This window comes from Streptomyces sp. NPDC090108 (genome assembly GCF_044747185.1).
Taxonomy (GTDB): Bacteria; Actinomycetota; Actinomycetes; order Streptomycetales; family Streptomycetaceae; genus Streptomyces.
Window position 1 is genome coordinate 78,740 of the sequence record NZ_JBIVDQ010000003.1, and the last position, 17,847, is coordinate 96,586.

General features: G+C 73.4%; 19 protein-coding genes and 1 pseudogene. 12 read left to right on the forward strand and 8 right to left on the reverse strand.

Annotated features, from left to right (window positions below):
• Window positions 1-2 precede the first annotated feature (2 nt).
• Both ACIPRD_RS10530 and ACIPRD_RS10535 read left to right on the forward strand, forming a co-directional pair.
• A complete protein-coding gene (locus ACIPRD_RS10530) occupies window positions 3-902 on the forward strand; it encodes a GNAT family N-acetyltransferase (protein WP_401562084.1) in 900 nt (299 codons plus the stop codon).
• A gap of 121 nt (window positions 903-1,023) precedes the next feature.
• Entirely contained in the window at window positions 1,024-2,121 is a 1,098-nt protein-coding gene (locus tag ACIPRD_RS10535; RefSeq protein WP_401563148.1) for a MerR family DNA-binding transcriptional regulator, read from the forward strand.
• A gap of 109 nt (window positions 2,122-2,230) precedes the next feature.
• Here ACIPRD_RS10535 and ACIPRD_RS10540 read toward each other — a convergent pair.
• Window positions 2,231-2,836 (reverse strand): annotated as a pseudogene (locus ACIPRD_RS10540) (TetR/AcrR family transcriptional regulator); the annotation flags it as partial.
• 94 nt (window positions 2,837-2,930) lie between these two features.
• On the opposite strand from ACIPRD_RS10540, the gene ACIPRD_RS10545 reads away from it, so the two are divergent.
• Complete coding sequence (locus ACIPRD_RS10545) at window positions 2,931-3,686, forward strand: SDR family NAD(P)-dependent oxidoreductase (protein WP_401562086.1); 756 nt, start codon at window positions 2,931-2,933, stop codon at window positions 3,684-3,686.
• 61 nt (window positions 3,687-3,747) lie between these two features.
• On the opposite strand, the gene ACIPRD_RS10550 is transcribed toward ACIPRD_RS10545, so the two are convergent.
• A complete protein-coding gene (locus tag ACIPRD_RS10550) occupies window positions 3,748-4,848 on the reverse strand; it encodes a DUF4419 domain-containing protein (protein ID WP_401562088.1) in 1,101 nt (366 codons plus the stop codon).
• Window positions 4,849-5,114: 266 nt separating this feature from the next.
• Here ACIPRD_RS10550 and ACIPRD_RS10555 point away from each other — a divergent pair, with 266 nt between their 5' ends.
• The 5 genes from ACIPRD_RS10555 to ACIPRD_RS10575 all read left to right on the forward strand — a co-directional run bounded on the left by ACIPRD_RS10555 (window position 5,115) and on the right by ACIPRD_RS10575 (window position 9,811).
• Complete coding sequence (locus tag ACIPRD_RS10555; protein ID WP_356402601.1) at window positions 5,115-6,125, forward strand: substrate-binding domain-containing protein; 1,011 nt, start codon at window positions 5,115-5,117, stop codon at window positions 6,123-6,125.
• A gap of 3 nt (window positions 6,126-6,128) precedes the next feature.
• A complete protein-coding gene (locus ACIPRD_RS10560; RefSeq protein WP_356402603.1) occupies window positions 6,129-7,145 on the forward strand; it encodes an ABC transporter permease in 1,017 nt (338 codons plus the stop codon).
• Between the two features lie 98 nt (window positions 7,146-7,243).
• Window positions 7,244-8,074 (forward strand): ATP-binding cassette domain-containing protein, encoded by an 831-nt coding sequence (locus tag ACIPRD_RS10565; RefSeq protein ID WP_401563150.1) that lies wholly within the window; start codon window positions 7,244-7,246, stop codon window positions 8,072-8,074.
• A complete protein-coding gene (locus ACIPRD_RS10570; protein WP_356402605.1) occupies window positions 8,071-8,766 on the forward strand; it encodes a nucleoside/nucleotide kinase family protein in 696 nt (231 codons plus the stop codon). Before ACIPRD_RS10565 ends, ACIPRD_RS10570 begins: the two co-directional genes overlap by 4 nt.
• Before the next feature lie 10 nt (window positions 8,767-8,776).
• Window positions 8,777-9,811, forward strand: coding sequence for a LacI family DNA-binding transcriptional regulator (locus tag ACIPRD_RS10575; protein WP_401562090.1), 1,035 nt, complete (start codon window positions 8,777-8,779; stop codon window positions 9,809-9,811).
• 30 nt (window positions 9,812-9,841) lie between these two features.
• On the opposite strand, the gene ACIPRD_RS10580 is transcribed toward ACIPRD_RS10575, so the two are convergent.
• Window positions 9,842-10,363, reverse strand: coding sequence for a hypothetical protein (locus tag ACIPRD_RS10580; RefSeq protein ID WP_401562092.1), 522 nt, complete (start codon window positions 10,361-10,363; stop codon window positions 9,842-9,844).
• Window positions 10,360-10,983 carry a thioredoxin family protein gene (locus tag ACIPRD_RS10585; RefSeq protein WP_401562094.1) on the reverse strand — a complete coding sequence of 208 codons (624 nt, stop codon included), beginning with the start codon at window positions 10,981-10,983 and terminating at the stop codon, window positions 10,360-10,362. Before ACIPRD_RS10585 ends, ACIPRD_RS10580 begins: the two co-directional genes overlap by 4 nt.
• Window positions 10,984-11,192: 209 nt before the next feature.
• On the opposite strand from ACIPRD_RS10585, the gene ACIPRD_RS10590 reads away from it, so the two are divergent.
• Window positions 11,193-12,065: a hypothetical protein gene (locus tag ACIPRD_RS10590; protein ID WP_401562096.1), complete on the forward strand. Its 873-nt coding sequence runs from the start codon at window positions 11,193-11,195 to the stop codon at window positions 12,063-12,065.
• Window positions 12,066-12,079: 14 nt separating this feature from the next.
• Here the strand turns inward: ACIPRD_RS10590 and ACIPRD_RS10595 are convergent, their stop codons facing one another.
• Window positions 12,080-12,454, reverse strand: coding sequence for a hypothetical protein (locus tag ACIPRD_RS10595; RefSeq protein WP_401562098.1), 375 nt, complete (start codon window positions 12,452-12,454; stop codon window positions 12,080-12,082).
• Window positions 12,455-13,108: 654 nt separating this feature from the next.
• On the opposite strand from ACIPRD_RS10595, the gene ACIPRD_RS10600 reads away from it, so the two are divergent.
• Window positions 13,109-13,984: an oxygenase MpaB family protein gene (locus ACIPRD_RS10600; RefSeq protein ID WP_401563152.1), complete on the forward strand. Its 876-nt coding sequence runs from the start codon at window positions 13,109-13,111 to the stop codon at window positions 13,982-13,984.
• 25 nt (window positions 13,985-14,009) lie between these two features.
• A complete protein-coding gene (locus ACIPRD_RS10605; protein WP_401562099.1) occupies window positions 14,010-14,516 on the forward strand; it encodes a DUF427 domain-containing protein in 507 nt (168 codons plus the stop codon).
• Between the two features lie 64 nt (window positions 14,517-14,580).
• Here ACIPRD_RS10605 and ACIPRD_RS10610 read toward each other — a convergent pair whose 3' ends face one another.
• The 3 genes from ACIPRD_RS10610 to ACIPRD_RS10620 all read right to left on the reverse strand — a co-directional run bounded on the left by ACIPRD_RS10610 (window position 14,581) and on the right by ACIPRD_RS10620 (window position 16,715).
• Window positions 14,581-14,886, reverse strand: a complete 306-nt coding sequence (locus tag ACIPRD_RS10610; RefSeq protein WP_356402620.1) for a UBP-type zinc finger domain-containing protein — start codon at window positions 14,884-14,886, stop codon at window positions 14,581-14,583.
• Window positions 14,887-15,081: 195 nt separating this feature from the next.
• Window positions 15,082-15,654 (reverse strand): hypothetical protein, encoded by a 573-nt coding sequence (locus ACIPRD_RS10615; RefSeq protein ID WP_401562100.1) that lies wholly within the window; start codon window positions 15,652-15,654, stop codon window positions 15,082-15,084.
• A 149-nt stretch (window positions 15,655-15,803) separates the two neighbouring features.
• On the reverse strand, window positions 15,804-16,715 hold the full coding sequence (locus ACIPRD_RS10620) for a helix-turn-helix domain-containing protein (RefSeq protein ID WP_401562101.1): 912 nt from the start codon (window positions 16,713-16,715) through the stop codon (window positions 15,804-15,806).
• A gap of 151 nt (window positions 16,716-16,866) precedes the next feature.
• Between ACIPRD_RS10620 and ACIPRD_RS10625 the strand changes: the two genes are divergently transcribed.
• Window positions 16,867-17,787: an alpha/beta hydrolase gene (locus ACIPRD_RS10625; protein ID WP_401562103.1), complete on the forward strand. Its 921-nt coding sequence runs from the start codon at window positions 16,867-16,869 to the stop codon at window positions 17,785-17,787.
• The last annotated feature ends 60 nt before the right edge of the window (window positions 17,788-17,847 follow it).

The window sequence follows — 17,847 nt, forward strand, 5'->3', positions numbered from 1 at the left end:
CCATGCGCACAGACGACTGGCAACTCACCTGCGAGACAGAGGACTTCCTCGACCGGGCCGGCGACTTCCTCCGCTCGCGTCCCGCCCTGCACACCATGCAGCTGTACGGCGTGGAGAAGCTGCGGACGTCCGGGGCCGACGCGCCCGGTGCCGAAGCCACGCTCTTCGGCACCCTGGAGTCGGAAGGCGAGGTGCGCGCCGCTTTCTACACCACTGCGCGCGGACACCTGTGGCTCACTCCCCTGTCCGCCGACCGGTCCGCAACCCTCGCCGCCCATCTGGCCGGACTGGGCCACTCCCCCGCCGGTGTGCTCGCGGACCGGGACACCGCCGCCGCCTTCGCCGGCGCGTGGCAGCGGCGCACGGGCGCGGCGGCGCCGGCCCCCTTCTGGCGGACGCATCTCTACCGCCTCGGCACGCTCCGCCCGCCGCACCCGCGGCCGGACGGCCGGGGACGGACGGCGGACGGCTCGGACCGTGCGCAAGTCGGCGGCTGGTGCCGTGAGTTCTGTGTCGAGGTCGGGGAACAGCGTTCCATCGACCTGATCGACGCGGGCTCCTGGGCCGAATCACGCTTCGGTGACAGGCACTTCACGTTCTGGGAGACCCCGGACGGCACCCCGGCCGCCATGGCGGCCGCGACCACCGCCGTCGGCGGCATGGTCCGGGTGGACCCTGTCTACACCCCGGCCCGCCTCCGGGGCCGCGGCTTCGCGGGCGCCGTGACGGCCGAGGTGAGCCGTGCCGCACTGGACGCGGGCGCGACGGACGTCGTCCTGTTCACGGATCCCCGCAACCCCACCAGCAACGCCCTCTACCAGCGGCTCGGGTACGAGCGCATCGCCGACTTCACCGGCTACGACTTCCCCGGCGCCGCGTCCGGGAGCGGCTCGGGGGCCTGACCGGCTCGGGGGTTTCCCGATGTCGCCCCGGGCCCTGCGGGGCGACACCCTCAGGGCAGAACCCCTTGACCCTCACGTGGCGTCAGGGTGCACAGTCGGGGCCGTGGAGGATCACTGGACCGTGGGGCGCGTGGCCGAGCTGGCCGGTGTGAGCGTCCGCACGCTGCACCACTACGACGACATCGGGCTCGTCCGGCCGTCGGCGCGGACCGCGGGCGGGTACCGGGCGTACGCGGCGGGCGACGTGGAGCGGCTGCGGGAGGTGCTGGCCTACCGGCGGCTGGGCTTCGGCCTGCGGGAGATCGCGGAACTGGTCGGCGACCGGTCCGCCGACGCCGTCGCGCACCTGCGGCGGCTGCGCGGCCTGCTGCTGGAGCGGCGCGATCGCGCCGCCGCCATGGTGGCGGCCATCGACAGAGAACTCGGAGCGCGGGCGAGGGGGCGGACGGTGACACCTGAGGAGCAACTCGAGCTGCTCGGCGCACGGTTGTACGACGTGATCGGCGGCGCCTACCCCGCGACCCGGCGCACCGAACCGCGGATCGCCGCGCGGATCCGGGACGCGCTCGGGGACGCTCGGACGGTGCTGAACGTCGGGGCCGGCACCGGCTCCTACGAACCCGCCGACCGTGACGTGACCGCGGTGGAGCCGTCGGCGGTCATGCGGGGGCAGCGGCCCGCCGGCTCGGCGCCCTGTGTGGCCGCCGCCGCGGAGAACCTGCCGTTCGCGGACGGGGCCTTCGACGCCGCGATGGCCGTCTCCACCGTTCACCACTGGAGCGATCCGGCGGCGGGGCTGCGCGAGATGCGGCGCGTGGCCCGGCGCGTCGTGGTGCTCACGTTCGACACCGACGAGCCCGGATGGCAGGACCGGTTCTGGCTGACCCGTGACTACCTGCCGGAGTTCGCGGCCGTCCTCGCGGACTTCCCCTCGCTCGCCGGGATGGCCGACGCGATCGGCGCGCGTACCGAGCCGGTGCCCGTCCCGTGGGACTGTGCCGACGGCCTGTTCGAGGCGTACTGGCGCCGGCCGGAGGCATACCTGGAGGATCGCGTGCGCCGCGCCATGTCGGTGTGGACGAGGGTCGGACCGGAGGCGGAGCGGCGGGCGGTACGGAGCCTCGGCGACGACCTCGTCTCCGGGCGGTGGACCGAACGCAACGGCGGCCTCGCGGACCTGGACGCCGCGGATCTCGGCCTCCGCCTGCTCATCGCGTGAACCACTCGGCGGGGTCGGTGGTATCCGTGAGCGGGCCGGCCGCCCGGCTGTGCTCCTCGCGTCCGCCGTCGCCGGGTGCGGGCGCGGGAGCAGACGCGGCTGTGGGCGCCGGAGCAGACGCGGGCGCGGTGCGGAGTTGCTGGATGCCCAGGTCGAGCGCGGCTTCCAGGTGGGCGAGGGAGCCGGTGGACATCATGATCAGGACACCGCCCTGGATGCCGGCGAGCAGGGCCGCCGCGGCGCGGTCGGCGTCGAGGTCCGCGGGGATCTCGCCCTGGTCCCGCATGGCCCGGACCCCGTCGGCGATCTGGTCCTGCCACGAGGCGATCAGCTGCCTGGTGACGGCCTGGGCGCCGGGGGTGGCGGGAGTCAGCTGGGACATGAGCGCGTTCAAGGGGCACTGCTGCCCCTGCCTGCGATAGCGGTCGACGACCAGGTCCCGCCAGGCGCGCCAGGCCTCCCAGGTGGTGAGGTGGCCGAGGTGGGGCTGCTGGTCGGACAGGACGCGGCCGGCCTCGTGCCGGGCCACCGCGAGCAGCAGTTCCTCCTTGCCGCCGGGGAAGTAGTGGAAGAGCTGGCTCTTGCTGGTGGCCGTGCGGGCGCGGACGTCGTCCAGGGTCGTCTCGGCCACGCCCCGCTCGCGGATCTCCTCCGCGGCTCCTTCGACGATGCGCTGCCGGGTGGCGGCGCCCTTGGGGGTCAGTCGTGGTGCCATGCCGCCATCCTGCCACTTTCTGGACTTGCGGGTCCATTTTCCTGGTGGCACCTTTGCCGTTCCCAGCCGGTTCAGTGCGGAAAGGCACGGCATCATGACCCAGCGACTCACCGGGCGTACGGCCCTGGTCACCGGTTCCACCAACGGCATCGGCGCCGCCGTGGCGCCGGCCCTGGCCGCCGAGGGCGCCTTCGTCGTCGTCAGCGGACGCGACGAGCGGCGTGGCGCGGAGGTGGTGGCACGCATCGAGAAGGACGGCGGTGCGGCCGCCTTCGTCCGAGCGGATCTGTCCGCGGACGCCGACGCGATCGCCCGCTTCGCCGACGAGGCCGTCGCCGCGGCCGGCGGTCACATCGACGTGCTCGTCAACAACGCGGCTCTGCTGCTCGCGCCCACCCCCACCGCCGAGGTCACGCAGCGGACCATCGACGAGGCACTCGCCGTGAGCGTGCGGTCGGTGTTCCTCCTCACCGGCCTGCTGGTACCGCCGATGGCGGAACGCGGTCGCGGCGCGGTCGTCAACCTGGGTTCCATCAACGGCATGCGGGGCATGGCGCGTTCGGCGCTCTACAGCATGACGAAGGCGGCGGTGCACTCGCTCACCAAGTCCTGGGCCGCGGAGTACGGGCCGCAGGGCGTCCGGGTCAACACCGTCGCTCCCGGTCCGACCATGACGGAGAAGGTGGCGGCCATGGAGGAGCACGTGGCGCCGATCGTCGCGGGCCTGCCCTCCCGCCGGGCCGGCACCCCCGAGGAGGTGGCCGCCGCCGTCGTGTTCCTGGCGAGCGACGAGGCGTCCCAGATCCACGGTGCCACGCTCACCGTCGACGGCGGGTTCACGGCGGTGTAGCCCGGCGGACACGGGGAGCCGCCGTGTCCTACATGCGGACGGCGCTGCTTCTCGGGCACAGCTAGGAGAAACCCCCGTCGAGAGGCCCGCCGGCGGGGAGGAGTTCGGCCACGGCGTGACCGAGGCGGGGGCGGATCCACTCGCCGTCGCGTTCGATGCCGAGCACACCGCCGAGGAAGGCCATGGCGCGGGTGCTGTCCGGCGTCTCCCACTGGAAGGGGACGCTGGAGACGTGCGAGGGGAAGGAGTCGCAGTCGGCCCTTCCGGGACCGAAGGACCGCTTGGGCACCGGTCCGTCGTCGCCGTACTCATGGGCGAAGAAGGCGGTGATCCAGCCCGTCACGGTGTCGCCGCCCGACCCCGACTCCCACTTGTAGAGCGAACGCCAGAAGTCCTGGTCGACGCCCCATCCCGAGGCCGTCGCACTGATCGTGTCCAGCACCGGGCACAGGGCGGCGAACCACGGCCCGAGGTCCTCGAACCACTCCGCCAGGTCCCGGACCCGGCCGGCCAGCAGGCGCCAGTCCCGGCCCGTGCCCTCCAGACGGATCCGGGGGATGCCGCAGAGCGAGATCCACCGGAACCGGTAGTACGGGCTGACCACGTCCATCAGCGCCACCAGTGCGGCCGTGGCATCGGCGGGTGTGGTGGTCGAGAACGCGGGCAGGAACAGGTCGGCCACCTCGTCACCGACGCGGGCGCGCAGCGGCGGCTCGACGAGGCCGGCCATGCGCTCCCAGTCCGGCGCGATCAGGCCGTCCCGGATCGAGATGGTCTGCCTGTGTCCGGGCGTCTCGGTGAAGACTCCCGCGTACGCGGCGGAGTCGAGGCGGACGTGGACCGCCACCTCGTGCACGACCGCGTACCAGAGCACGTCCGGCGAGAGGCTGAGCGGCAGATGGGCCGTGAAGCACAGGTGGGCGGCCCGCAGCAGGAGGCTGGAGGCCGGTTCGGTGGTCTCCTCGCCGTCCGTGGATTCCGGGGTGTCCCAGCCGAGGAGGCGGTCGGTGCTGCGGTGGTGGAGCCTCGCCGGGTCGCCGAGCACCGCCCGCAGGAAGCGCTCGTTGCCGAGTTCGGTGAGTCCGGAGGCGAGTCGCGCGGCGTCCGCGGCGGCATCGGCACCGCCGCCCTCGCCGAGCGGCAGGTCCATCTCGAGTGCCATCGCTTCCTCGTCCTCCCGCGCAGCCACCGGCTCCGCATCCTAGAAGATCCCCACGCGACGGTGTCGCGGCAGGGTGCGCCGCACTCCCGACAGGCCCTGAAATAGGGGCACTTGCAGGAGAGATCCGACTTCGGCACGGTCGGGACACCGCCGGGCGCAAAGCTTTGCGCAATGGCTATGCGCGGGCGCTCCGGGCCGCTAGCTTGTGGGCCCCGGACAGGTCGACGGCGACCTGCGCCGAGGCGAGCCGAGGAGAGGGGCGGATCGTGGGACGCCTGCGTTTCCCTGTCAGGACCTCCGTCGTCACCCTGGCGGGCGTGGCCCTGCTGGTGACCGGATGCACGTCGACCAGGAGTGGCGGAACGGACTCCGGCGGCGGCAAGGACGGCGACATCGCCGTCGGGCTGGTCACCAAGACCAACAGCAACCCGTACTTCGTGAAACTGCGCGACTCTGCGAAGGCGGAGGCCGGCAAGCGGGGCGCCCGGCTGATCGCGCTCGCGGGCAAGTTCGACGGCGACAACGAGGGCCAGGTCGACGCGATCAACAACCTGGTCGCCCAGCACGTCAAGGGCATCCTGATCACCCCGAGCAACTCCAGCGGCATCCTCGGCGCGATCAAGGCCGCCCGCGCCAAGGGCATCGTGGTGATAGCCCTGGACACCGCGACCGACCCGGCCGACGCCGTGGACGCGACGATCGCCACCGACAACAAGGCGGCCGGTGTCGCCCAGGGCGCCTACGTCAAGGCCGCGCTGGGGAGCAGGAAGCCCGATGTCGTCCTGCTGGACGGCACGCCCGGCTCGACCGTCGACGAACTGCGGCACTCCGGCTTCCTCCAGGGGATGGGGCTGACCGGCAAGTCCCCTGAGATCAAGGGCACCGCCGTCACCAACGGCGACCAGACCAAGGCGCAGACCGCGATGGAGAACCTCTATCAGCGCGACCGGAACGTGAACGCCGTGTACACGCTCAACGAGCCGGCCGCCGCGGGCGCCGCCAAGGCCCTGGGCGGGAAGAAGGACGTCGTCATCGGCTCCATCGACGGATCCTGCTCGGGCGTGCGCAACGTGCACGACGGGAAGTTCGCGGCGACCGTGATGCAGTTCCCGCGGAAAATGGCCGAGTTGGGCGTCGACGCCGTGGTCGACTTCGCCAAGAAGGGGAAGAAGCCCTCGGGCTTCATCGACACGGGCTCGCAGCTGATCACCGACAAGCCGCTGGCGGGACTCGCGTCCAAGGACACCGCCTGGGGCCTGAAGAACTGCTGGGGCTGATCCGTGACCGCCACGCACCCTCCCGCCGGGCCGGCGGAGCGGACCGCCGCCCCGTCCCCCCTGAAGAACGCCGCCGTGCGTGCCCTCGGCAACACGGCGGCCGGTCCGCTGGCCGCGCTGGTCGTCGCCGTGGCCGTGTTCGCGTTCGGCACCGACACGTTCTTCACGCTCGACAACGGCTCGCTGATCGTCGAGCAGTTCCTCGTGGTCGGCACGCTGGCGCTGGGCCAGACGCTGGTGATCCTGACGGCCGGCATCGACCTGGCCAACGCGGCCGTCATGGTGCTGGGCACCCTGGTCGTGGCCCGGCTCGGTCAGCACACGCTGCCCGCGGGCGCGGCCCTCCTCGCCGGCGTCCTGCTGTGCACGGCGGCGGGCGGGCTGGCCGGCGCCCTGGTGACCCGGCTGAAGCTGCCGCCGTTCATCGTCACCCTCGGCGTCCTCAGCGTGCTCACCGCGACCGGGCAGCTCTTCGCGGGCGGCGAGAGCTTCGCCGTCCCGTCGGGGATCCTGACCCTCCTCGGCGAACGCTCCTATCTGTTCGGCCGGATCGAGGTCACCTACGGCATGGGCGTCATGCTGGTCCTCGCGGCCGGGCTGTGGTTCCTGCTGACCCAGACCTCCTGGGGCCGCGACGTGTACGCCGTCGGCGACGACGCGGAGGCGGCCCGGCTGACCGGTGTGAACACCGGGCGCACCCTGCTGAGCGTGTACGCGCTGGCCGGGTTCGTCTACGCCGTCGCGGCCTGGCAGGCGCTGGGCCGTATCCCCAACGCGGACCCCAACGCCTTCCAGACCGGCAACCTGGAGAGCATCACCGCCGTGGTGATCGGGGGCACCAGCCTGTTCGGCGGCCGGGGCGGGGTCCCGGGCACGGTGCTCGGCGCCCTGGTCGTCACCGTCCTGGCCAACGGTCTGACACAGGCAGGCATCGACAGCCTCTACCAGCAGGTCGCCACCGGCATCCTCGTGATCGCCGCCGTCGCCGTCGACCGTGTCGTCCGCAGGAGGGCCGTATGAACGATCCCGGGACCGCCGCTCCGGCCGGCGGCACGGACGCACCCGGCACGGACGAGCCCGGCGGGGGCGGACCCGGCCCGGGCGCCGCCGAGGTGGTGATGCGGGCGACGGGACTCGTGAAGCGGTACGGCAACGTCGTGGCCATCCGGGAGTCCGACTTCGAGATCCGTGCGGGCGAGGTCCTCGCCGTCGTCGGCGACAACGGCGCGGGCAAGTCCAGCCTGATCAAGGCCCTCACCGGCGCGCTCGTACCGGACGCGGGTTCCATCGAGCTGAACGGGCGGCCCGTCCACTTCCGCGGGCCGCGCGACGCACGCGCCGCGGGCATCGAGACCGTCTACCAGACCCTCGCCGTGGCCCCGCAGATGGACATCGCCGCCAACCTCTTCCTGGGCCGCCCGCTGCGCCGCCCCGGGTTCCTGGGGTCGGCGCTGCGCATGCTCGACCACAAGGAGATGCGCGACCGGGCGGCCGAGCAGCTGGACCGGCTCGGCATCGCGACCGTCCAGGACATCACCCAGCTCGTCGGCACCCTGTCCGGCGGGCAGCGGCAGGCGGTGGCGGTGGCGCGCGCCGCCATGTTCGGCACGAGCCTGATCATCCTGGACGAGCCGACCGCGGCCCTCGGCGTGCGGGAGTCGCGTCAGGTGCTGCACCTGATCGCCCGGATCCGTGACCGCGGTGTGCCCGTCGTCCTCATCAGCCACGACATGCCGCAGGTCTTCGAGATCGCCGACCGCATCCATGTGCACCGCCTCGGCCGGCGCACCGCGCTGGTCACCCCGCGCTCCTGCACCATGACCGAGGTGGTGGGCCTCATGACCGGCGCACTGCGGACGGGTTCGGACGGCACCCTTCTGGAGAACACCGCCCAGCCCATGCCGGCGGAGGAGTCCGCGCACACGCGTGCGCCGGAGTCCGCCGGATGACGGGCCGTGGCGGTGGCCGCCCCGCCCCGGCCGGTGCCCCGGCGACGGCCCCGCTCTACCGGCTTCCGCCCCTGGACGGCCTCGTGGAGCGGGCCCAGGCCCTCGCGGGCACGCGCCGGACGCTGCTCGGCATCGTCGGGGAGCCCGGTGCGGGCAAGTCCACGCTCGCGGAGCAGCTCCGAGAACGCCTGGAGACCGACTGGCCGGGGCTCGCCGTCACGGTGTCCATGGACGGATTCCATCTGGCGCAGAAGGTGCTCGACGCGCGTGGGCAGTCGGCCGTCAAGGGCACGATCGACACCTTCGACGCGGACGGATTCCTGGCGCTCCTGCGCCGCAGCCGGACCGAGACCGCGAACAGCGTGTGGTGGCCCGAGTTCACCCGCGAACTCGAGGACCCCGTGGCCGGAACGGTGGAAGTGAGCCCGCGGCACCGGCTGGTCGTCGTGGACGGCAACTTCCTCCTCGCGGAACGCGGTCCGTGGCACCGGGTGCGCGACGAGCTGGACGAGACCTGGTTCCTGGACGCCGAACCGGGGGCGCGGCGCGAGCGGCTGGCCCGCCGTTACATGCGGTACGGCTTCACTCCCGAGGCCGCCCGCGCGAAGGCCGGCGGAGTCGACGAGGACACCAGCGCGCTCATCCGGAGCACCGCCTCACGTGCCGGTCTGCTGCTGAGCGAGGTCGGATAGGCTCCCCGGCATGCCAGGCAGAGCACCGCGACAGAGACCCACGATGGCGGACGTGGCGCGCCGGGCGGGTGTGTCGGTCTCGACGGTCTCGCACGTGCTCAACAAGACCCGGCCCGTGGCCGCGGCGACGGCACGCGGTGTCCTGGAGGCCGTGGCCGAGACCGGTTACGTGCCCGATCCGGTCGCCCGCGCCCTGGAGAGCACCGGGTACGGCACGATCGGCCTGGCCATGTCCGCCCTCTCCAACCCGTACTTCAGCAGCGTCGTCCACGGGATCGACCGGCACGCCTCGGCCGCGGGCTACTCCCTGGTGCTGGCGGACACCCGCGACGAGCGGGACACCGAGCTCAAGGCCGTGGGCGAGCTGCTGCGGCGCAGGGTGAGCGCGGTACTGCTCGCGCCGTCCGGTGACGGGGCGCAGGCCCTCAGCTACGCCGACCGGGTCGACGTCCCCGTCGTCGTCATCGACCGGTTCGTGCCGGCCGACGTCGACCAGGTGGCCGTCGACAACGCCGAGCCGACGGCCTCGCTCGTCGACCACCTGGCGTCCATCGGGCACAGCCGCATCGCGATGATCACCGGGCGGGAGGGCATCAGCACGACGGACGAACGCCGGGACGGCTACCGGGCGGGCCTCCGGCGCAACGGCATCGGCCACGATCCGGCGTACGAGGCGGGCGGCGACTCCAGCGAGGAGGGCGCCACGGCGGCGGTCCGCGGGCTGCTCGCCCTGCCGGAGCCCCCGACGGCGCTGGTGGTGGGCAACAACCGCATGACCATCGGGGCGATGCGCGCGCTGCGCGACGCCGGTCTGCGCGTTCCCGCGGACATGGCCCTGGTCTCCTTCGACGACTTCGAGTGGGCCGATCTGTTCCACCCCCGGCTCACCGCCATCGCCCAGCCCGCCCTGTCGATCGGCGAACAGGCCGTGTCGATGGCCCTGTCCCGGATCGCCGCGCCGTCGCTCCCGCCGCGCCGGATCAGCATCAACCCGGCGTTCGTGCACCGCGAGTCGTGCGGCTGCCCGGCGCCGCGGCCCGGCTGACACGGCGGCGGGAGTCCGGCGCCCGTACGGTCACTTCAGGTCGAGCCGGATCACTTCGTCCGTGACCGGGACGAGGCATCTGTTCTCGCTGCACGCGCCGTAGCTGACGACGACCTCGGCGCGCTGTGCGTTCCCGGCCTGCCGGACCGGGAGCGTGAAGGTCACGGGGCCGTCCGGGTAGACGGGGATCTCGGTCGGCAGCCCGGCGGGCCGCAGCAGCCGGGTGGTGACGTCGGCCTTCGGCCTGCCGTCCGCGGTGAGGCCGCCGCGGACGGCGAGCCGGGTGGGGATGCCCAGTCCGTCGACGCCGTGGGCGGGCAGGTCGACGCTGTAGAGGTGGAAGCCTCGCTGCCCGGGGCTGAACGTGGTCCGCAGTTCGGGCCGCCCATCGGACCGGTGCAGCAGGGTGGTGGTGACCGTGACTCCGCCGGCGGTGACGTGCGCGGTGGGCGTGGTCTCCTGCCCGCCGTCGCAGCCCACGAGTCCGAGCGCGAGCGCGGCCGCTACGGCGGCGGCGCCGGCCGGGGTGCGGTGCCGTCGCGCCACGGTCACCTGCCGTCCTCGGGTGCCCAGCGGGTCAGGAACTCCTTCACCCGCTGCGGGCTCATGGTCCGGGCGTTGGCGAAGGAGCCGTCGCTGGTCGCGGTGCGCACCTTGCCGTCGGGCTTCAGCACGACCAGCGCCGGGATACCGCTGGTCATCAGGTTGACGTAGGGGCGGGCGACGTCGAGGTTGCGGTCGAAGCGACCGACGTCGACGGCGACCACGACATAGTCCTTGCGCAGCACCGGCTCCGCCTGCGGCGACCGGAACAGTCTGCCGAGGACCATGCAGTCGGGGCACCAGTCGGCGCCGAAGTCGACCAGCACCTCGCGGTGTTGCTTCGCCGCGGTGGTGAGGGCGGCCTTGATGTCGGCCTTGGCGTTCCGGCTGGAGTCGTACCCGTCGGGCAGCGGCGGGGCGGCCGCCGGTGACGCCGCCTCGGGCGAACCGGCGTGGCTGGGGGAGGACTTGGGGGCGGGCGTGGTGTGCCGGGCGGGCGGCGTGCTCGCGGCCGGCTTCTTCGCCGCAGCGGACGGGGGCGCGGCGCCGGTGGTCTTCTCCGCGGCGCATCCCGCGCTGAGTGCGACGGCGCATATCGCGGCCGCCAGGCCAAAGCGCTTACGGCGCATGATGGTTCCCCTCCCATTGATGATCAGCCGGAGGAGGATAGCGCGCTGCGCGGACACCGCCGCGGGCACCCGTCGTGGTCCGCTTCCCGCACCCGTCGCCGTCCGGCTCCCGTACCCGGCGTGGTCCGCGTCGCGGCCCCGGGGTCCGCACCGCGGGCCGCCGAACCCCGCTCTGCCCGCGGCCGTTCGGACCCGGCATGATGACCGGTATGACTCCTATCGCCCAGACCCCGATCACCGGCATGGATCTCACCGGCTTCACCGAGTTCCAGCCCGGTGTGTGGACCGACGAGGCGGGAACCTTCCTTTCGGTCCACTTCTTTCCCCTCGTGCCCGACCTGCCGGCCCCTCTGCACGAGCTGGAGCGGCTGCGCTTCGAGCACGTGCGGGAGTCGGCGCGGCACGGGAACGGCGTCATCGAGACGACGGTGGACACCCTGGACGGGATCCCGGCCATGCGCCGGCTGGTCAAGGCCCGGATACCGGACCGGCCCCACGGGCTGGCGTTCATCGGCAGCTGGACGCTGCCGAAGGACCGCTGCAGCACCGTGATCAAGGTGCAGGCGGAGGAGACCGGGACGACCGGCGTCCGGGAGGCCATGGTGATGAACGAGGTGGGACCGGCCGCGATCTTCCCGCCCCATCCGTACACCGGCGGCGCGCAGGCCGGCGGGCTGCCGTACAACGTGGCCGATCTGGAGGAGTGGGACGCCCGGTTCCCCGACCATCCGCTCTCCCGGGTGCGTGCCGCGCTGAACCGGGTCGCGCCGACCCTGACGTTCCACGAGGAGTTCCGGAAGCTGCCCGCCTTCGCGGGCCCGGTGCCGTCCCAGCCTCACGCGGGACCGCCGCAGCCGCCCGTAGGCCCGCCGCCGTCGCCGTTCGGACCGCCGTCGCCGTACGGGCCGCCTCCCTCCCCGTACGGCCCGCCGCCGTCGCCCTACGCCGGTCCGGTTCCGCCCGTGCACCCCGGCGCCGCTCCCGGGCCGTACCCGGGTCCCACTCCCCCGCCGTACCCGTACCCGGGTCCGCCCGCCCCGCCGGCTCCCCGGCGCGGCTGGTTCCGCCGCAAGGGCGTGTAGGACCTGGCCGGCGGTCAGTGGGGGACGCAGCCGAACCAGTTCACCGTGCGGTTCTCGGACGTGTAGCCCAGGCACCTGATCGTCCTGTCGTGCAGGGTCTCGGTCCGGTCGACGCCCCCGTTCGTGTACTCGGTCTTGTAGTGCGGCTGGACGAGGGTGTCGATCTCGACGGTGTACCAGCGGCGCTTGCTGTCCGGGAGGCTGCAGCCGTGGCCGGTCACGTTGCGGCTGGGCCCGTCGCGCCAGATGGGCCGCTCGGCGCGGTCGCAGTGCGCCCTGGAGGATCTGCCGGCGGCGTCCGCGGGGCCGACGCCGGTGCCCAGCAGGACCGCGGTGCCCGTGGCCACCGCGGCGGTGGCGCCGAGCAGTCGCTTGAGAGTGAGGTTCATCGGAAAGGGTCCTCCTGCCAGCTTTGGTGACGGCCCGGAATCGCCGTGTCACCCTGGAGTGATAGTCACACCCATCCGGGAGGTCCGGCTCGGCGGCCGAGGGCGCAGTCGTCCGACCCGGTGACTGCGGTGATGCCAATGCAGCATCCCCGGGCACGTCCGCCGCGACGGCTCCCGCTCCGGGGAGGGGCCGCCGGGGAGCCGCACCGGGCCACTGCACGCCGGTGGCGCGACAGGGCAAGCGACGCAGCAACGATGCGTCTGGCGACGGCCCGGATCCCGGTCGCACCATGGGGTGAGGACGCAGCGGCGGACCGCGCTCCTGCCCGCCCGCGGGCGCGTGCCCTCCCGCCGCGGACCGTCCGGGTGCCGTCGCCGTCCGCCTGTCCCGTCCCCTCGGCGATGCGGGAGACGACGCGCTCGCGTACGACACCCCGGGCCGGACGACGGCGACGAGCGATTGGGGGAACGGTGAGCAGCGACCGACACCCCTCCTCCCACGTGCGCGGGTCCGGTCCGCCGTACGCCGCGGGCACGGACATCGGGTCCGGCCCGCCGCACGCCGCGGACGCGGACACCGGGTCCGTACCGCCCGGCCCCCGGGACCGCCCTCAGGATCCGGCTCCGGCGGCCGGCCCCGACGGGGCCACGCGGGTGCGGGTGTCACGCCCCGGTCTACGGGGGCGGCTCGGTGACGCGCTGTTCCGCGGGGTCGCGGGGCCCGGCGGGCCCGAGAACCGCAGGCGCGTCCACGGCACACCCGGGCCGCGCTGGTTCGCGGCGGACCGGCCGATCCGGGTCGTCCACGGCGACGCGGCCATGTTCCCCGGCGGGCTGTCCGCGCTGCTCCTGCAGTCGCTGCACCCGCTGGCGATGACGGCGGTCGCCGCCCACTCCGACTACCGGCACGACCCGTGGGGCCGTCTCGCCAGGACCAGCACGTTCCTGGCGTACACCACCTACGGGACCGCGGACGACGCCCAGCGGGCCGTCGACCGGGTGCGGTCCGTGCACGAGGCGGTCCGGGGCCGGACCGCCGGCGGCGAGGCGTACCACGCCTCGGACGCGCACCTGCTGGCGTGGGTGCACGCCGCCGAGGTGTACTGCTTCCTGACGGCCCATCAGCGCTACGGGGCGACACCGCTGGACGCGGCGGGCCAGGACGGATACGTCGCCGACATGGCGACGGTCGGTGCGGCGCTCGGCGTCGAGGATCCGCCGCTGACCTTCGCGGAACTCACCGAGCGGCTCGACGCCTACCGCCCCGAGCTGCACGCCACCGAGCAGGCACGGGACGCGGTGGGGTACGTCCTCCTGCGCCCTCCGCTGCCGCGGCCCCTGCTGCCCGCGTACCTCGTCCTGGGCGCGGCGTCCGTCGCCCTGCTGCCCGACTGGGCCCGCGACCATCTGGGGCTGCCCGTGCTCCCCCGTGCCGAACGGTGGTGCGTGCGCCCGGCGGGAGCCGCCGTGACCCGGCTGATCAGATGGGTACTGCCGCCACCGCCGCCGGCCCGCGTGCACCACGCCTGACCACCGACCACGGATGAGGCCCCTCATGTCCGATTCCCCCGCCCGGCCGCCGGACGGCCGCCCGCGCCCCGCGGAGTCCGTCTGGCGCTATCCCCGCCCGCCCGCCGTGGTGTCCGACGACCGCCGTGTCCTGGTCACCTGCGCGGGCGTCACCGTGGCCGACACGCGCGAGGCGGTCCGCGTGCTGGAGACCTCCCACCCGCCGGTCTTCTACCTGCCGCCCCAGGACGTCCGTACGGACCTTCTGGTCCCCGCCCCCGGCAGCACGTGGTGCGAGTGGAAGGGACGGGCGGTCTACTGGGACCTGGTCGTGGACGGCGAGGTCCGCGCCCGGGCGGCCTGGAGCTATCCCCGCCCCACGAGCGGCTACGAACGGCTCACCGACCACTTCGCCTTCTACCCCACCCGCGCGGGCCTCTGCACGGTGGACGGGGAGCCCGTCGTCGCGCAGGAGGGCGACTTCTACGGCGGATGGATCACCGCCGAGATCGAGGGCCCGTTCAAGGGCGGGGCCGGTACGACGGGCTGGTGACGGGACGCGCAACGGGGCGGGGCGGGACGGTGGGCGGGCACCCCGGCGGCGGGAGCTGGGGCTGTCACCGCGGCCGCAAGTAGACCTCGTCGGCATAGCACCACGCCCAGTCCTCCCCAGGCTCGGCCGAGACGGCCACGGGGTGTCCGCTCGCCTCGTAGTGGGAGGTCGCGTGGGCGCCGGGAGAGCTGTCGCAGCAGCCGAGGTGTCCGCACGTGAGACACATGCGCAGATGGACCCAGCGCCGGTTCGCGGCCGTGCACTCCTGGCAGCCGCCGTCCGCGAGCGGGGGCGGGCCTGGCTGGTCCAGATGCGCGCAGTTCCGGCCCTCGGGCCGGCCGCCGTCCGTTCGCGGCACCCACGTCGTCATGGCTCACGTCCGTTCTCGTGGTCCGCTCCGTACGGCGGACCGTGCGGTTCCCCTCCGGGTGTTCCGCCCGGATCCCGCTCGCGGTTGCACGTCCGGGGGCCGCGCCGGCGCCCTCCGGCCGGAGGATGCTCCGGGCGAAGGGCGCCGAGGCGCGAAGGGGTGGCGTGCCCGCCCGCCCCCTCCGCGTCTGCGTCGCTAGACCTTGCAGAACCCGCTGGTCTTCAGAGCCCGGTTGATCCGCCCACCCTGCGCCTGCGTGGTCTTGACGTCCTTGTAGGAGAAGCGTTGCGCGGCCGACCGGTCCAGCCCGGCGGCACGGCCGTTGATCGCCGAGCACTGGTTACGGGCCGCGTCGACGGCCTTGTCCTCGTACTTCACGATGTTCGGGCTGACGGCCGAGAGGTCGTGCAGCAGGCGGGCGCGCTTGGGGCCGGTCGGCTCGGGCGGGACACCGAGGGCCTTCCCGGCCGCCCCCTGATCGCCGCTCCGGCCGGCTCCCGGGCTCGCGGCGCTCTTGGCCTTCCCGGCCGCGTCGGACTTTCCGGCCTTGCCGGACTCACCGGTCTTGGCTGCGTCGCCGGTCCTGCTGTTCTCACCGGCTGCGCCGGCGGAGCCGGTCGAACCGTTCTCGCTGGTCTCGCCGGCTGTCGCGGTCGGCGCCGCGTGTTCCCCGCCGCCCGGGCCGTCGGCGTGGCCGGGTCCCGAGCAGGCGGCGAGTGCGAGAGTGGTGGCGGCCGCGAGGAGCGCGGCGGTGGTGCGGGTGTTCAAGGTCCCCCCTTGGACGGTGTGCTTGAGGGGCCATCATGCCGTCTGTGATGTCCGTGTGAGTTACGTATGGTCGGATCAGGTGGAATTTCATCCTGTCGCACGGACTCTTCCGCGTTCGCTTGTCGTGACGGCCGGCTCGGCTGCCGGTCTCACGGCTGCTTCGGGGCGTAGGGGGCCGCGTTCCCGGCGGGGTCCGGTGTCGGTGCGCCGTGTCCGGTCGCGGCCCAGCTGGCGAGCAGCATGAGGGCTCGGTGCGAGGGCGATCCGGGTTCGGCGGTGTAGCCGATGACCGTGAGGCCGGGGGCGCTGGTGACGCCGAGGGCCTCGAAGCGCAGGGTCATGTCGCCCACCGCGGGATGGTGGAACTCCTTCGTGCCGTTGAGGTGGGCGCGGACGTCGTGCGCCGCCCACCGGGTCCGGAACTCGGAGCTGCGGGTGGCCAGTTCACCGATCAGACCGGTGACGGCCCTGGAGTACGGCGATCTGGTGGCCTCCACCCGCAGCAGCGCCACGGCGTCGTCGGCGGCCTTCTCCCACGCGGGGAAGATCTCGTCGGCGGCGGCGTCCAGGAAGATGAAGCGGGCCAGGTTGGGAGGTTCCGGCTGGCGCTCGTGGACGGCACCGTAGAGGGCTCGTCCCAGGGGGTTGGTGGCGACGATGTCGAGGTGGGCGTTCTGCACGATGGCCGGCGCGGTGACCATCGTGTCGATGAGTGCCTGGACGCTCTCGGGGACCTGCCTGCGCGTGCTGCGGGCGCGCGCCTGCTTTCTGCCCGCCCTGGTGCTCGCGGCGCGGGCCAGGTCGAACAGGTGGGCCGTCTCGACCTCGTCCAGCCGGAGGGCGGCGGCGATGGCGTGGAGGACCTCGTCGGAGACCCCCGTGACCTGGCCGCGCTCGATCTGGACGTAGTACTCGGCGCTCACCCCGGCCAGGAGAGCGACCTCCTCACGCCGCAGGCCGGGCACCCGGCGGCGTCCCGACGAGGGCATCCCCACCTGGTCAGGGGTGATCCTGGCCCGGCGGGTCATCAGGAAGTCCTTGATCTCCTTGGCGGTGTCCATGTTCCGAGGCTAGGCCCGTACCGGCCGGCTATGCAGAGGCTGCCGGTCCCCCCGATGAGCAGCGTCTCCCACGCCCTCGCGAACGGCCGCAGTCTGGACGACGTGGCCCGGACCGACCGGTCGGGCACATCAGCACAGACATGGAGCGACAGTGGAAGCCATCACCTTCCCCAACGGCCCGATCACCATGGCCGGCCACCTCTATCTGCCCGCCGGTTTCGACCCCGAGGGCAGCTACCCGGCGGTCGTCACCGTGCACCCCGGCGGTGGCGTGAAGGAGCAGGCCTCCGGCCTGTACGCGAGCAAGCTCGCGGAGCAGGGCTTCGTGGCACTCGCCTTCGACGCCTCCTTCCAGGGCGACAGCGGCGGCGAGCCGCACCACCTGGAGGACCCCTACGCCCGCGTGGACGACGTCCGCGCCGCCGTGGACCACCTCCAGTCCCTGCCCTATGTCGACGCCGGGCGCATCGGCGCCCTGGGCATCTGCGCCGGTGGCGGCTACGCCGTGAACGCCGCGATGACCGACCACCGCATCAAGGCCGTCACCACCGCCAGCGCCGTCAACATCGGCACGTCCTTCCGCCGCGGCTGGTACGGCACCGACTCCGACGCGGCCGCCGTGCCCACGCTCCGGGCACTCGCCCAGCAGCGCACCGCCGAGGCGCAGGGCGCCGAGGTGGCCTACCTCCCCTACGTCCCGGCCGAGCCGGACGCGACCACCCCGCGCGACCTGGTCGAGGCGCACGACTACTACCTCACCCCGCGCGCCCAGCACCCCAACGCCGAGAACAAGTTCCTCTTCACCAAGAGCGTCTCCCGGATCTTCACCTTCGACGCCTTCCACATGGTCGAGGACCTCCTCACCCAGCCCGTCCTCATCGTGGCCGGCAGCGAGGCCGGCTCGCTGTGGATGTCCACCGAGCTCCACGGCCGCGCCCGCGGCCCCAAGAAGCTCGTCGTCGTCGAAGGCGGCGCCCACATGGACTTCTACGACGTGCCGAAGTACGTCGACCGCACCGTCGAGGAGGCCGTTCCCTTCTTCCAGGAGCACCTCACCACCGACGCGAGCTGACCTTCCCGGGAGCGACAGCCCGGACCTCCCCCTCCCCGACCGTCACCCACGACGGAGACC